This is a genomic window from Anaerovibrio sp. JC8, from assembly GCF_002100115.1.
Lineage (GTDB): Bacteria > Bacillota > Negativicutes > Selenomonadales > Selenomonadaceae > Anaerovibrio.
The window spans coordinates 56,059-70,463 of the sequence record NZ_ANBM01000002.1 but is presented as its reverse complement, the minus strand read 5'-3'; the positions used below and the strand labels follow the sequence as shown (position 1 = coordinate 70,463).

At 47.2% G+C, this 14,405-nt stretch carries 13 protein-coding genes; all 13 read left to right on the top strand.

Annotated features, from left to right (window positions below; all coding sequences use genetic code 11):
- Positions 1 to 57: 57 nt before the first annotated feature.
- The 13 genes from D081_RS02055 (at position 58) to lpxK (ending at position 14,403) form a co-directional block, all read left to right on the top strand.
- Positions 58 to 522 (top strand): OmpH family outer membrane protein, encoded by a 465-nt coding sequence (locus D081_RS02055; RefSeq protein ID WP_085022474.1) that lies wholly within the window; start codon positions 58 to 60, stop codon positions 520 to 522.
- A gap of 75 nt (positions 523 to 597) precedes the next feature.
- A complete protein-coding gene (locus tag D081_RS02050) occupies positions 598 to 1,656 on the top strand; it encodes a hypothetical protein (RefSeq protein WP_085022473.1) in 1,059 nt (352 codons plus the stop codon).
- Between the two features lie 34 nt (positions 1,657 to 1,690).
- Positions 1,691 to 2,140 carry an OmpH family outer membrane protein gene (locus D081_RS02045; RefSeq protein ID WP_085022472.1) on the top strand — a complete coding sequence of 150 codons (450 nt, stop codon included), beginning with the start codon at positions 1,691 to 1,693 and terminating at the stop codon, positions 2,138 to 2,140.
- A 27-nt stretch (positions 2,141 to 2,167) separates the two neighbouring features.
- Positions 2,168 to 3,187, top strand: a complete 1,020-nt coding sequence (gene lpxD, locus D081_RS02040; RefSeq protein ID WP_085022471.1) for a UDP-3-O-(3-hydroxymyristoyl)glucosamine N-acyltransferase — start codon at positions 2,168 to 2,170, stop codon at positions 3,185 to 3,187.
- Positions 3,188 to 3,351: 164 nt separating this feature from the next.
- The gene (locus D081_RS02035) at positions 3,352 to 4,494 is read left to right on the top strand and encodes a glycerophosphodiester phosphodiesterase family protein (RefSeq protein ID WP_085022470.1); all 1,143 of its coding nucleotides are present in this window, start codon (positions 3,352 to 3,354) and stop codon (positions 4,492 to 4,494) included.
- 123 nt (positions 4,495 to 4,617) lie between these two features.
- On the top strand, positions 4,618 to 5,496 hold the full coding sequence (locus tag D081_RS02030) for a lysophospholipid acyltransferase family protein (protein ID WP_233127392.1): 879 nt from the start codon (positions 4,618 to 4,620) through the stop codon (positions 5,494 to 5,496).
- A 68-nt stretch (positions 5,497 to 5,564) separates the two neighbouring features.
- A complete protein-coding gene (gene lpxC / locus D081_RS02025) occupies positions 5,565 to 6,392 on the top strand; it encodes a UDP-3-O-acyl-N-acetylglucosamine deacetylase (protein ID WP_085022469.1) in 828 nt (275 codons plus the stop codon).
- A gap of 48 nt (positions 6,393 to 6,440) precedes the next feature.
- Complete coding sequence (fabZ, locus tag D081_RS02020) at positions 6,441 to 6,881, top strand: 3-hydroxyacyl-ACP dehydratase FabZ (RefSeq protein WP_085022468.1); 441 nt, start codon at positions 6,441 to 6,443, stop codon at positions 6,879 to 6,881.
- A gap of 201 nt (positions 6,882 to 7,082) precedes the next feature.
- Positions 7,083 to 7,922 (top strand): acyl-ACP--UDP-N-acetylglucosamine O-acyltransferase, encoded by an 840-nt coding sequence (lpxA, locus tag D081_RS02015; RefSeq protein WP_085022467.1) that lies wholly within the window; start codon positions 7,083 to 7,085, stop codon positions 7,920 to 7,922.
- Between the two features lie 15 nt (positions 7,923 to 7,937).
- Positions 7,938 to 8,747 carry an LpxI family protein gene (locus D081_RS02010; RefSeq protein WP_085022466.1) on the top strand — a complete coding sequence of 270 codons (810 nt, stop codon included), beginning with the start codon at positions 7,938 to 7,940 and terminating at the stop codon, positions 8,745 to 8,747.
- Positions 8,748 to 8,988: 241 nt separating this feature from the next.
- Positions 8,989 to 10,149: a lipid-A-disaccharide synthase gene (gene lpxB / locus D081_RS02005; RefSeq protein WP_085022465.1), complete on the top strand. Its 1,161-nt coding sequence runs from the start codon at positions 8,989 to 8,991 to the stop codon at positions 10,147 to 10,149.
- Positions 10,150 to 11,880 (top strand): lipid A export permease/ATP-binding protein MsbA, encoded by a 1,731-nt coding sequence (msbA, locus tag D081_RS02000; protein ID WP_085022464.1) that lies wholly within the window; start codon positions 10,150 to 10,152, stop codon positions 11,878 to 11,880.
- Positions 11,881 to 11,910: 30 nt separating this feature from the next.
- Positions 11,911 to 14,403, top strand: coding sequence for a tetraacyldisaccharide 4'-kinase (lpxK, locus tag D081_RS01995; protein ID WP_085022463.1), 2,493 nt, complete (start codon positions 11,911 to 11,913; stop codon positions 14,401 to 14,403).
- Positions 14,404 to 14,405: the final 2 nt, after the last annotated feature.

Below are 14,405 nucleotides of genomic sequence, written 5' to 3'. Positions count from 1 at the left end.
TGTGGCCTTGGCGAGCAATAATTATATTAATTTTACTCACAAAAAGGAGAAGAAATTATGGTACAGTTAAAGAAAACTCAGGTAAAGATTATCAGTGTTCTCATTGCTCTGGTATTTGTTGGCTCTGTTGTGGCCCTGGCATTGTCCCAGTCCAATAGCAGCATTGCCAATGCAGCTGCATCCTCCAATGTAGGTGTGGTTGATTATTCCCAGTTTGGTTCCATTAAGGATGTAACCGATATGCAGGCTCAGATGCAGCAGTTGACCAATGATGCCCAGAAGGACTTTGAAGAGAAGTCTGCCGGCATGAACGACCAGCAGAAGGCCGAGTATTATCAGCAGACCATGCAGCGTCTCCAGCAGCAGCAGATGGACATGATGGAGCCTGTCCGCAACAAGATTGAAGCAGCTGTAAAGGAAGTTGCTGATGCCAAGGGCATTACTGTAGTTCTCAACAAGGAAGCTGTAGTATACGGCGGAACTGACCTTACTCAGGATGTTCTTAAGAAGCTCAACAAGTAAGATAAGCTGAAATGAGATAATAACGGTGCCGAGCACTTTTGTGCTCGGTACTTTATTACAACAAGGGGGATTCTTATGGCTGTTAAGGCGCAACAGGATACAGACAGGAATAACAGCTTAAGAAACAGGCGGATATGGATGGGTGCAGCGGCTATTACTATACTTGTTTTAGCGCTTTTTTTTCTGTTTAACCGTCAGAATACCCCAACCGCAATCCAGGAGCCGGAAATCGGGATTATGGATATGGCACAGGTTATCAGGGTTCACAAGGATTATGGCCAGCTTCAGACATTGCTGCGGGAGGCTGCGTCCATGGAGGCAGAATTAAAGCTGAAGAGCTTTGAATTAACCGCTCAGGCTGTTACGGCTGATAAAAAGCTGTTTGAGGATGCGGCCAAGCAAAAAGCCAATTTGGAGATTATAACCAGCCATTCAGAAACGATGGATGAGCTGAAGGCTCAGGCTGATGCCATTTATGACCGCATGAAATCCCAGTTTGACCAGGAACGGGCTGCCATTGACCGGGAGTATGAAAATCGTATTTTAAATATTCAAATAAAGGCGGATAATGCAGCTACCTTGGAACTAAGTGAGGCGGAACGGGCCAGCCTGCAGGCTGAGTGGAATCGTCTGAAGGATGAGCGGAATGAACGCCATAATCAGTTGCTGAAGGATCAGCAACACCGCTACGAGGTTGCGGTGGAGGCCGCAACTGGGGAAGCCCGGCGCAATATGCTGGCTGAGGAAAACAGCATAAGGGGGCAGGCCCAGACCGATGCAATGCAGCATTTTGCAGAGGTGCAGGGGCGAAATGCCCAGGCTATTGATGAAGCCATGAAGCCTATCCAGCTTAAAATGGATCTTGCCAGGAAAAAGACGACTTTGGAGCTGAAGCTGAGGGAAATTGACCTGCTGGAAAAGAAAATTTTTGAGGATATTTCCAGTCGGGCTGCCAAGCTGGCCATGGTTCATCATCTAAATTTGATAATTACAGATCCTGTAGATAATATTCTGGGCCTGGAGTTTGACCGCCTGGGGTTTGTGACATGGCATGAACTTAGGTCACCGGTTATTGGCATCAATACTCTGGACTTGACGGATGAAATGTTGCAGGAGATGAAAAATATACAATAATGTTTAATTTTTATATGAAAAGAGGCCAAATGCAATGATTTTTAAGAAGAAAGCCCTGGTGCTGGCTCTGGCTGCACTGTGTGCATTGTTTATCACTGCCGGATGCGGCAAGGTAAATGTTGGTTATGTGGATTATGAGCGTGTTCAGACCGAGGCTCCTCAGATAAAGAGCTCTCTGGAAGAAATGCAGAAGCGTATGGAGGATTTCCAAAAGGATGCAGAAAAGCAGTTAAAGGAGCAGAGTGCCAATATTAATTCTGAGGAGGATGCCCAGAAATTTCAGGAGCTGCAGCAGCAGTTGAGAATGCAGGCAGCTGGCATCCAGCAGCAGTACGCTACTCAGGTTCAATCCAAGATTTATGCCGCCATGGACAGTATCGCCAAGGAAAAGAAGCTGGATACTGTGGTAAAGAGCAATGGCAAGGATGGTATGGTTACCGGCGGAGTGGACGTCACGGATGACGTTATTGCCAAGCTGCAGTAAGCCGCTGATTAGGGGAGATTTGGGAATATGAAAATGACATTACAGGAGATCGCAACACTGGTGGGAGGCCGTTTGGCCGGGGAACCTTCTATTGTCATTACTGGAGTAAACAATATTGAAGGGGCTGATGGCGAGGCTGTTACCTTTGCTGACGAGGCCCATGTGGAGGAGGCAGCAAAGTCCAAGGCAGGGGCGGTTCTGCTGCCGAACACTGTGGATGTGGATTTTCCGCTACCTGCCATTTACGTGGAGAATCCGCGGGCAGCCTTTGCGGTGCTGCTGACAACATTTACACCTCCAATTCAGCATGAAAAGGGCGTAAATCCGGAGGCACATATTGGCAAGGATGTTACAATTGGCAAGGATGTTACTATTTTGCCTTTTGCCTATGTGGATGACCATGCGGTTATCGGGGATCGGGTAGTAATTTACCCTCATGTTTATGTTGGTCAGTATGCCACTGTGGATGATGATGCTACCCTTTATTCCAGCGTGACCATACGGGAACACTGCAAGGTGGGTAAGCGGGTTATTGTCCATAGCTCTGCTGTTATTGGTGCTGACGGCTTTGGCTTTACCACCAAGGATGGAGTGCATACCAAGGTACCTCAGGTGGGCAACGTGGTGCTGGAGGACGATACGGAGATTGGTGCCCATGCGGGTATTGACCGGGCTACCATCGGCTCCACCATAATCGGCAAGGGAACCAAGATTGATAATCTGGTACATATCGGTCATAATTGCCATATTGGTCCTAATAATCTGATTGTGGCTCAGACTGGCATTTCCGGTTCCACCAATACGGGGACAAATGTTACCTTCGGCGGCCAGACCGGTACTGTAGGGCACATTGATATTGGAGGCAACTCAGTATTTGCGGCCCGTAGCGGTATTATTGGCAATACTCCTGAGGGAGTATTCTATGCCGGATTTCCTGCGAGACCACATCAGGAATGGTTGCGCATGCAGGCTCATATGAAAAAGCTTGCGGATATGGGCAAGCAGATAAAGGCTCTGGAAAAGAAAGTAGAGGAGCTGTCCAAGTAAGTATAAGACCTCTGAACTTAGCGCAGGCTTTGTTCAGAGGTCTTTTATTATTTATAAGGAATTTAAGACATAATACCCATGCAAAAAGGACCAAAATTGTATAAACATTCTTTCAATTTTCTGCTATACTGATTATAGATTCATTATTTTAAGGGGGAAATAAAATGAAATTGAATCGTAAAAAAATTGCTATGGGTATTTTGGCAGCAGTAATGGCAACTGGGGTAGCCGGTGTTGCTGATTTGCCACAGGCTGAGGCAAAGGTTGATTTTGCAGGGGTTTTCGACTTTGAGCCACATCGCGGCGGCCGTGATGCCCGCCCAGAGAATACTTTGTATTCCTACGCATATGCCATTGAAAATGGCGCAACCTGCATCGAGTGTGACATGCAGTTCACCGCGGATGGTGATATTGTAATGAGTCACAATCCGTTCCTGAATCCTGACATCACCCGTGATGCGAACGGTAAGAGGGTTGAAGCCGGCAAATACGATATTCGCAAGATGACCGTGGCTGAGATTCAGAAGTTCAATGTTTCTGACATCAATCCTGATATTGAGTATTACAAGCTTCATGGCTTGACCAGAGTAAACCCTGAGTTCGCTCAGATTCCAACCCTGGAGCAGCTGTTCCAGCTGGTAAAGGAATCAGGCAATGAGAATGTTAAGTTAAACATTGAGACCAAGTCTTATCCTGATCCACTGAATGTGGCTGAGCATGCCGGCAATGCTGACAAGAAGGCATTCCTTACCCGCTTCAATGAGCTGGTGCAGAAATATGGCATGGAAGACCGCGTAGTCCTTCAGTCCTTCGACTGGGAGACCCTCATGATGGAAAAGAAGATGAATCCAAACATCACTCTTTCTGCATTGATTGAGGAGGAGCCATCCTGGGGCAAGTCTGCTGAGTCCCTGAGACCTTTTGACAAGGAAAAATCTCCTTGGTTAGGTGGTCTGGATATTAAGGACTTCAAGGGCGATGCAATTGCGGCTGCTCATTCCTTTGGTGCTGATATTGTTTCTCCATATTACGGTGAAATCAGCAAGAACATGGTGGATGAGGCTCATTCCTTAGGCATGAAGGTAGTTCCTTGGACCGTAAATGATGTTAAGGACATGGAAATGATGTACGACATGGGTGTAGATGGCCTTATCTCCGATAAGCCATGGATTCTCCGTTCCTTCCTGGAGAAGAAGGGTGCGAAGCTCTATCCTAAGCATCCGTTCCAGTCCAAGTATCATCTGGAGCCAGATCATATTGAGGTTCAGACCGACAAGGTTACTGGCGGTGCTGATGCATCCTACTAAAAAAATATAGTTTAACCTGGACCAGGGAGTATGTGAATACCCCCTGGTCCTTTTATATTACAAAGTTTGCATAAATGTGATAGAATAGTACAGGCAAATTTAAATCTGACAGAAGGTGTAATTTTGGGCTACTATTTGATGAAAATGTTTAGTTGGCTGGCCTGTCGGTTTTCCATGGCTGGCTGTAATAGATTTGGTAAGATTTTGGGTAAGCTGACCTGGGGGGCAGTACCGAAACGCCGCAAGGTGATGGCAGTGGATAACATCAAGCGTTGCCTGGGTGTAGATGATGCTGAGGCAAAGAGTATTGCCAAGGCTTCTTGGGTGCAGTTTGGACCAATGCTTATGGAGGTACTGCGTTACCCTGAATTGTTGAAAAATGACCGCATGAAGGAATATGTCACCATTGATGGTTTGGAATACCTTCAGGAGGCCATTGACAAGAAACAGGGGGCGGTTATTGCTACCTCACACAGTGATAGCTGGGAGCTGATGGGAGCGGCTTTAGCCCAATATGGCGTGCCGCTGGTAGGTGTTGCCCGCAAGCAGAAGGATGGTGCCATGGACCGGTTTATTAATGAATACCGTACCATGGTGGGAATGCATATTACATATACTAAAGGCATTCGGGAAATGTTCAAGATGATAAAGGAGGGGTGGATGATCGGCCTTATTACCGATCAGGACCCGGCCATCAATGATGGTATAATCCTAAATTTTTTCAATCGACCTACCAACTGCTTTACGGGGCCAGCCCAGTTGGCCCGTTTTCAGAACGCACCTATTTTTCATGGACAGATAGTGCACCGTCCTGATGGGGGACACCATATTACTATATATCCGCCAATTTATGTGGATAAGACTAATAATAAAAAAGCAGATATTGAAAAGGCAACCCAGCAGGTTATGGACCTTTTGGAGGCTCATATAAGAGAGTATCCCGAGGATTGGTTTTGGCTCCATGACCGTTGGAAATCAGCGCGTGAGGCAGGTCTGGAGTAGGAATTTTGCACTATTGATGGAAAATATGTATAATAAAAAATACAAAACTATGTCAAGGAGGGCTGAATTTGAGTAAACAGACCACCCTAAACTCAGAAGTAAGCTATGTGGGAGTAGGGTTGCACTCTGGTGTGGATGTTCATTTGACTCTGCAGCCGGCTGAGGTGGATACGGGAATCGTTTTTGTAAGAAACGATTTGGAGGGGGCCCCTCAGGTGGAAGCCAAGGCCGAAAATGTTACCTCTACTCTCAGAGCTACTACAATTGAAGATAATGGAATCAAGATGTTCACCATTGAGCATCTTATGTCGGCGTTTAATGCCATGCAGATAGATAATTGCCGTGTACTTATTGACTCGGAGGAGCCACCGGTGGCGGATGGCAGCTCCAAGGTTTTTTGTGAGCTGATTGAACAGGCTGGAATCAGGGAGTTGGATGCTCAGCGTCAGGAAATTGTCATTGATAAGCTGTACCGGGTAGACGATGGGGACAAGTTTATCCTGGCTATTCCGTATGATGGATTCAGGGTAAGCTTCACATCCATCAATCCGCATCCGCTTATTGGGATTCAATATGGTGATTATGAAATAACTAAGTCAGAATATATCAAAGAAGTGGGAGCCGCAAGAACTATTGCCTATGAGGCAGAGGTGGAGGCTCTGCGTAAAATGGGCCTGGGCTTGGGCGGCACTATGGAGAATGTTATAGTGTACAATGACCAGGGCTGGATGAATGAGCTCCGTTATCCGGATGAATTGGTCCGCCATAAGATTCTGGATATTGTGGGCGATTTGCGGTTGGCCGGCTTTATCAAGGGGCATATTATTGCCGTTAAATCCGGCCATGCCCTGAATACCACCATGGCCAAGCATTTGGCTGAAGCATTTGCCAAGTAAGTTATTTTTAAATATCTGTAAACATCTAAAAAGGAAGAAGGTATTAATATGATATTGGAAGTAGATGAAATCAAGAAGATTTTGCCTCACCGGGCACCATTCCTGTTGGTTGACCGTATTATTGAGATTGACCCATTCAAATCTGCCACCGGCATCAAGAATGTAACTTATAATGAGCCACAGTTCCATGGTCATTTTCCACATCAGGCTATTATGCCAGGTGTGCTGATTTTGGAGGCCATGGCCCAGGTGGGTGGCATTGCTATGCTTTATCCTGAGGAAAACCGTGGTAAAATTGCCCTCTTTGGTGGCATGGATAATATTAAGTTCAAGAAGCCGGTAGTACCAGGGGATCAGCTGATAATGAAGGCAGAGCTGGTAAAGGTTCACGGCGATTATGGCAGATTACACGCTGAATCCTTTGTAGATGGTGTTTTTGCCGCACAGGGTGACTTCACCTTTGCATTGCAACGTCCAGCCGGAGAGTAAAATAGACATAAAATAAAGAAAAGCAGAGAAATATTTAGTATTTGCCTAAAAATGATGGAAAATAGGCCAAAATGGCGTGTAGCAGCATACAACTATTTCATGACTTATACCATAGTAAAGATATGTCATTGATTGTGGCTATGGTTGTATGCTGAATGCTGTTTGGCTTTTTTCGGGCGTACTAAAGGAGTGTAGTTTTATATGACAGATAACAATAATTCTGTTGCTGATATACATAAGTTTTCCGTGGTCCATCCCAATGCCAAATTGGGCAAAAATGTTAAAATTGGTCCATTCACTGTTATCGGGGAAAATGTTGAAATCGGTGATGGTACGGAAATTGGCCCTAACGTGGTAATTACCGGCTATACAAAGATTGGGCAGGATTGCCATATTTTCCAGGGGGCTTCCATTGGTGAGGAACCTCAGGATTTGAAGTTCAAGGGTGAACGCAGCTTTGTGGAGATTGGCAACCGTACCAAGATTCATGAGTTTTGCACTATACATCGCGCCTGTGGAGAGGACGAGGTTACACGGATTGGTGATGACTGTCTGCTAATGGCCTATGTTCATGTGGCTCACAATTGTGTTTTGGGCAATAACATTGTCATGGCCAACGCTGCCATGGTGGCTGGTCATGTGGTGGTAGAGGACAGAGCGGTTATCGGCGGGATGGCCGGGGTGCATCAGTTTGTTCGCATTGGCCGCAACGCCATGGTCAGTGGCATGTCCCGCAATATTCATGATATTGTTCCGTTTACCATTGTGGATGGTTCTCCGGCCAGAGCATGTGGCCTTAACAGTGTTGGTATGTCCCGGGCTGGTATTACAGCGGAGAATCGCAGCAAGATAAAGCAGGCGTATAAATTCCTGTACCGTTCCGGCCTTCGTTTGCCGGAGGCCATTGAGGCCATTGAGGAGCAGGTGGATTCCTGCGAGGAAGTAGAGCACTTACTTAATTTCCTCAGAAATGCCGATCGGGGGATATGCCGTCCAAATGTGAAGCATACTTCCAAATCCGGCGAGGAATCTGAGGAGTAATATCGGAGGCTAGGTATGGAAAAAATTGGTCTTTTGGCTGGTGTGGGCCGTTTGCCTGTGGAATGTGCAATGGCGGCTAAGGCTATGGGCTATGAGGTATATTGTGTGGGCTTGGTTCCTGGAGTCGATGAGGAGTTAAAGGAATGCACCGCTGGCTACAAGGATATAAATGTGGCCCAGTTGCAGGCTATCATCGACTACTTGAAGGAAAATAGGGTTCAGCAGGTAACCATGATTGGCAAGGTTACCAAGGAGATTCTCTATAGTGGTCAGCATGTGCAGCCGGATCTTCGTATGCTTTCCCTGATATTTACTTTGCCGGACCGTAAGGATGATACCTTGATGCTGGCCTTTATTAAGGAGTTGGCCAAGGATGATCTGGTGGCTTTTGACCAGACAGCACTGATTAAATCCCTAATGCCTGAGGTGGGTGTTCTCACTAAGCGGCAGCCGACTGATGAAGAAATAAAGGATATGAAGTTCGGCATGGAGATGGCCCGGGAGATTGGCCGTCTTGATGTGGGACAGACTGCTGTGGTAAAGCAGCTGGGGGTTATGGCACTGGAGGCTATTGAGGGTACCGATGCCTGCATTCGCCGTGGCGGCGAGCTGGCCCGTGGTGGTGCCGTGGTAGCCAAGGTTGCCAAGCCAAATCAGGATTTGCGCTTTGATGTTCCTGCTGTTGGTACTACAACTCTTGAAAGCATGATTTCTGTGGGAGCCAAGGCTTTGGTTATTGAGGCTGGCAGAACATTGCTGGTGGACAGGGCCAAGGTTATTGAAATGGCCGATGCCAATGACATTACCATTGCTGTTATGGAATAAAAATATGAAAAATAATGGAAAAGGGGCTGAGATTTCAGGCCCTTTTCTTGTGCGTTTTAGAGAAATGTGCGATAACGTGATTTAAGATATTTCTTTTGAAATAAAAAATGTTATATCTTCTATCACGTTGAAACGCGTTATAAGGTTATTTTGCCTGTGGCAAAATTTGAACAACTGCGTTATAATATATTGTAATGCTTTTTTAATGGATTTTTGCGCGTATTTTTAAGGAGGGCCTATTGTGAAAATAATGTTTTCTGCTGGAGAACCCTCTGGGGACGTGCATGGGGAAAGCCTGGCCAGGGCTGTTTTGGAAAAGTGTCCCCAGGCGGAGTTAGTCGGCTTCGGGGGGCCTAAAATGGCAGCGGCAGGAGTTCGCCTGTGCTCTGATATGCGGGAATATAGCATTATGGGGGTCTGGGAGGTTATTAAAAACCTTCGGAGGATATTTGCTCTTTTGGATAAGCTGGAGGCTTTTATGAGAGCAGAGAAGCCCGACCTGTTAGTATTGATAGATTACCCGGATTTTAACTGGCGGTTGGCAAAAAAAGCCAAGGCCATGGGTATACCGGTGTTTTCATACATTCCGCCTTCCGCCTGGGCATGGCGGAAAGGACGGGCCAGAAAATGTGCAGCCATTGCAGATGAATTTGCGGCCATTTTTCCTTTTGAACTGCCTGTATATGAGGCTGCGGGAGCCAATATTTCATTTAATGGTAATCCGCTGGTGGATACGGTTAAGCCATCCATGACGGAGACAGAGGCACGCCGATACTTTGGTGTGCCTGATGGAAAGCAGCCTGTTATTCTGTTGCCGGGTAGCCGTAGGCAGGAAATAAACATGCTGCTGCCGTCCATGCTGGAGGCTGCAGAGCTTTTGCGGCAGGAAAATGATGTATTGGAGTTTTATTTACCGGTGGCACCGGGGATAGACAGGAAGCTGGTTACGGATATTGCGGCCCCATATAAGGTGACTGTCCATTATACTGAGGATAAGAACTATGACCTCATGTCCATTGGGTCATTTGCGTTGGCAACATCTGGTACGGTGGTAATGGAGGCAGCTCTTTTGGGGCTTCCCTGTGTTTGCCTTTACAAGATGGCATCCTTTAACTATGCCATTGGCAAATTATTGGTTGATATCGAATTTTTTACATTGCCAAATATTTTGATGGGACGTCAGGTGCAAAAGGAGCTTTTGCAGAATGAGGTTACGGGCCCAAGAATATTTGAAGAGGCAAGAAAGTATTATGCAGAGAAGGGCTTTCGGGACAGGGTCCTGGAAGGCCTGAGGGAAGCTGTAGCCAAGCTGGGCAAGCCTGGTGCAGCATCCAGAGTAGCAGAGAAAATATTGGCGGCGGCAGAAAGATATGGCAGGGACCGCCTGGAGGTTAGTAAATAAATGAAGAATTATAAGCGTCTGCTTATGTATATAAAGCCTTATACCAGAAGACTGGTGGCGGCAGTATTTTGTATTATTATGGCAGCAGGAGCCAATCTATATCTTCCATGGATTATCAAGGACATGATTGATAAGGTGCTCATGGAAAAGGATATGTATATGCTGAACCTGATTGCCATTGGTATTTTGGTGGTAATGTTCCTTCGGGGCGTGTTCTACTATGGTCAGAGCTATCTGGTGTCCTACGTGGGGGAAAAGGTTATTATTGATGTCCGTAGCATCTTGTTCCGCAAGTTTCAGAAAATGCCGCTGTCCTACTATGACAAGCAGCAGACTGGTACGGTAATGAGTTATATTACCAACGATGTGGCTGCCATGCAGAGTGCCATTGTCAATAACCTTATTGAGATGGTAACTGAGGCATCCGTATTGGTGGGATCGCTGGTAATGATGGTTTATCTGGACTGGCGTTTGAGCTTGTTGACCTTGATGACCATCCCGCTGGTAGGCTATGCCATGAAGATTTTTGGTCGTAAGCTTAAATCTTCCGGCACTCTTATACAGGAGCGCTTGGCTGATATTACCTCCATGCTTCAGGAGAGCATTGCGGCTATCAGGGTGGTAAAGTCCTTTGTCCGTGAGGCCTATGAGATTAAGCGTTTTGATCATCAGAATGTGCTGAATTTTCAGGCAGCCATGAAGAATGTGAAGCTCATGAGCCTGTTGACTCCTACTGTGGAGTTTCTGGCCGCAGTGGCGGTGACCTTCATAGTATGGTTCGGTGGCTATGAGGTTGTCAACGAAACCATTACTGCCGGTGAGCTGGTGGCATTCCTGACCTATGCCGTTAATCTGGCCAATCCCGTAAAGCGTCTAAGCCGTGTCTATGGCGCCATTCAGAAGGCCATGGCAGCTGCTGAGCGCGTGTTTGAGGTTATGGATATGGATGAGCAGATTAAGGATGGTCCTGATTCCAAGGTGCTGCCTAAAATCGAGGGCAAGGTGGTCTTTGATGATGTTACCTTCTCCTACAAGGAAGGCCAGGCAGCCTTGGCCAATGTCAGCCTTACAGCGGAACCTGGCCAGATGATTGCCCTGGTAGGTCCAAGTGGTAGCGGTAAGTCCACCATAGCTAATTTGATTCCAAGATTTTATGATATAGATTCCGGGAGCATTACCATTGATGGCTATGATGTGCGGGAGGTGACCACGGCCTCACTGAGAGAACAGATTGGTCTGGTACCTCAGGAGACCATGCTGTTCAGTACCACCGTAATGGAGAATATCCGTTATGGCCGGTTGGACGCCACGGATGAAGAAATAATTGAGGCCTCCAAGGCTGCCAATGCAGATGAATTTATCCGGGAGCTTCCTGATGGTTATGATACCAAGATTGGTGAACGGGGGCTGAACCTTTCCGGTGGCCAGCGTCAGCGTTTGGCTATTGCCCGGGCTATTTTGAAGAACCCGCGGGTGCTGATACTGGATGAGGCAACCTCGGCCTTGGATACGGAAAGTGAGAAAATAGTGCAGGAGGCCTTGGACCATCTCATGGTGGGCCGCACTTCCTTTGTTATTGCTCACCGTCTGTCCACCATTTTTAATGCAGACCAGATTTTTGTAGTGGAAAATGGACATGTGGTTGAGCATGGCACCCATGAGGAGCTGCTGGCCAATGATGGTTTGTACAGCAACCTCTACAATATACAGTTCCGTAACAGTAATGCGTAAGTTTCACGTTTTTGAGGAGAAAATTATTATATGCTCCATTTAGTGTACAATATTGCAGGCATATTGGCGGTCATTCTCATGACTCCCGTATTCTGCATCAGGGCTGTCCGGGAAAAGGGATTCGTAGAACGAATCAGGCAGCAACTGGGATTTTTGCCCAAGCATGCCCTGGACAAGGTCGCCCGTAAAAATTGTATATGGGTTCATGCGGCCTCTGTAGGTGAAATTGTGGCTGCCAGTCCGCTGATTAAGGAGTTCCACAAGGAATTCCCCCAGAGCCCGATTCTAGTATCGGTGTTTACCAACAGTGGCTATGAAATGGCTAACCGCATTATTAAGGACGCGGACAGCATAATTCACTTCCCTTTTGATTTGCCGTGGTTATCAGCCAATCTTCTATATAGGGTGCGCCCACGGGTGTTTATGCCAGTGGAGACCGAGCTTTGGCCCAACTTCCTCAGAGCCTGCAAAAAGCTTGATATTCCGGTGCTTATGGTTAATGGCCGAATCAGCGACAAGAGTGCCAAGAGCTATCGTTATATGATGGGCCTGTGGGATGAAATACTGAGCTCCATTAAGGTTTTTGCCATGCAGTCCAATGTGGATGCGGAAAATATTCTGAAGCTGGGGGCCGATCCGGACCTGGTGACGGTAACCGGCAATACTAAGTATGATCAGACCTATACAGATGTAAGCCCTGAGGAAAAGCGCAATCTGCTGCTGGAGCTGGGGCTGGAAGATAATCAGGGGGTACTGCTGGCCGGTTCTACACACAAGGGTGAAGAAGAACATGTAATTCGGGCATTTAACGATATACGTCGTCTTTTTCCAAAGGCCAAGCTGGTTATTGCTCCACGGGCTATTCTTCGGACCAATGAAATTTTGGAGATTTGTGATCAGTACTGTTTTAAGGCAGTGACCAGAACCCAGCTGCAGGAGAATTTCTCCACTGACCATGACGTGGTAATACTGAACACCATTGGTGAGCTGGGAAAAATGTACAGTGTGGGTGATGTTATTTTTGTAGGTGGTACCCTTGTGCCACATGGCGGCCATAATATTTTGGAGCCGGCTGCCCATGGCAAGGCCATTATCGTGGGTGAAAACATGCAGAATTTTAAGGATACCCACGTATTATTCAAGAAGCGCAATGCGGTAGTTACCGTCAAGAATGGGGACGGGCTGGCAGTGGAGGCACTGCATCTCTTCAGAGATGATGTGGAACGTCATCGCATGGAAGCTGAAACCCTGGCCATTGTTAAGGAGAACAAGGGGGCAGCACATAGAACTGCCATAATTCTTAATGATCTTCTCACCAAGGTGGAAATGAACAAGGTCAAGGCCACCGACAAGTTGGAAAACTTTCAGACCTATTTCATGCAGATTATCCATAATAAGGAACCACAGGGCTTTTTTACACGTTGCGTAATGGCTGTACTGTTCATACTTTCCAAGGTGTACAGTATGCTGGTAAATCTGAAGCTGGACAGCTATAAATTTGGTATTGTAAAGACCAACAAGCTGGATTGCTTCGTAATCAGTTTGGGCAATATTACTGTGGGTGGTACTGGCAAGACCCCTACGGCCCAGCGTTTGGCCAGATATATTCGGGATCTGGGCTATAAGGTGGTTATCCTTAACCGGGGCTACCGTGCCAAGTGGCAGGGGGAGGTCGGTCTGGTATCAGATGGAGGCCATATCTACATGGAAGCTGATCAGGCCGGTGATGAGGCCTATATGCTGGCCAAGCACCTGCCGGAGGTTCCGGTGTTAATTGGCCGTGACCGCTATAAAACCGGCCGGTATGCCGTGGAGCATTTTGGTGCTGAGGTGGCCATACTGGATGACGGCTTCCAGCACTGGAAGCTGGCCCGTGATTTGGATGTGGTGCTTATTGATTCAGTTAACCTCTTTGGCAATGGCCATGTGCTGCCAAGGGGCACACTCCGTGAGCCAATTACCCACCTGGAGCGTGCTGATGTGTGCCTTATGACCAAGGTGGATCAGGGGCTTCCAGGCTTCAAGAAATATATCAGGGATCAGATTGCCAGGTATGGCAGCAATCCTACCATAGTGGAGAGTATCCATCATCCTCAGTCCTGCATAGAGCTGTGTGACTGGAAGCGCAATGTGGCCAGCGAGGGAATGTCCATTTCCGTCATTAAGGGCAAGAAGGTAGTTGCCCTTTCCGCCATAGGCAATCCGTCATCCTTTGAGCAGACGGTGGCCAGTGCCGGAGCGGAAATTATCGAAAGCTTCCGTTTCCCGGATCACCATGAATATACCCAGGAGGAAATGGTGGATGCCATGGAGCAGGCTGTCCGTCAGGGGGCTGAGGCCATTGTAACCACTGAGAAGGATGCGGTTAAGCTGCCGATGGAATTCCTGGCAGCGGTGCCTGATGATAAGGCTATTCCAGTACTCATACTCACTGTTGAGGTGGTACTCCAGAATGGCAAGGATGAATTTGAGGAGCTGCTGCAGAAGAAAATTGCTGAAAAGCTGGGGCAGCGGAAAGTCTAATA

Bases quoted from the DNA above. Each gene is read 5' to 3' on its own strand.
- D081_RS02055 (WP_085022474.1), top strand. From the start codon at position 58: ATGGTACAGTTAAAGAAAACTCAGGTAAAGATTATCAGTGTTCTCATT.
- D081_RS02050 (WP_085022473.1), top strand. From the start codon at position 598: ATGGCTGTTAAGGCGCAACAGGATACAGACAGGAATAACAGCTTAAGA.
- D081_RS02045 (WP_085022472.1), top strand. From the start codon at position 1,691: ATGATTTTTAAGAAGAAAGCCCTGGTGCTGGCTCTGGCTGCACTGTGT.
- lpxD (WP_085022471.1), top strand. From the start codon at position 2,168: ATGAAAATGACATTACAGGAGATCGCAACACTGGTGGGAGGCCGTTTG.
- D081_RS02035 (WP_085022470.1), top strand. From the start codon at position 3,352: ATGAAATTGAATCGTAAAAAAATTGCTATGGGTATTTTGGCAGCAGTA.
- fabZ (WP_085022468.1), top strand. From the start codon at position 6,441: ATGATATTGGAAGTAGATGAAATCAAGAAGATTTTGCCTCACCGGGCA.
- lpxA (WP_085022467.1), top strand. From the start codon at position 7,083: ATGACAGATAACAATAATTCTGTTGCTGATATACATAAGTTTTCCGTG.
- D081_RS02010 (WP_085022466.1), top strand. From the start codon at position 7,938: ATGGAAAAAATTGGTCTTTTGGCTGGTGTGGGCCGTTTGCCTGTGGAA.
- msbA (WP_085022464.1), top strand. From the start codon at position 10,150: ATGAAGAATTATAAGCGTCTGCTTATGTATATAAAGCCTTATACCAGA.
- lpxK (WP_085022463.1), top strand. From the start codon at position 11,911: ATGCTCCATTTAGTGTACAATATTGCAGGCATATTGGCGGTCATTCTC.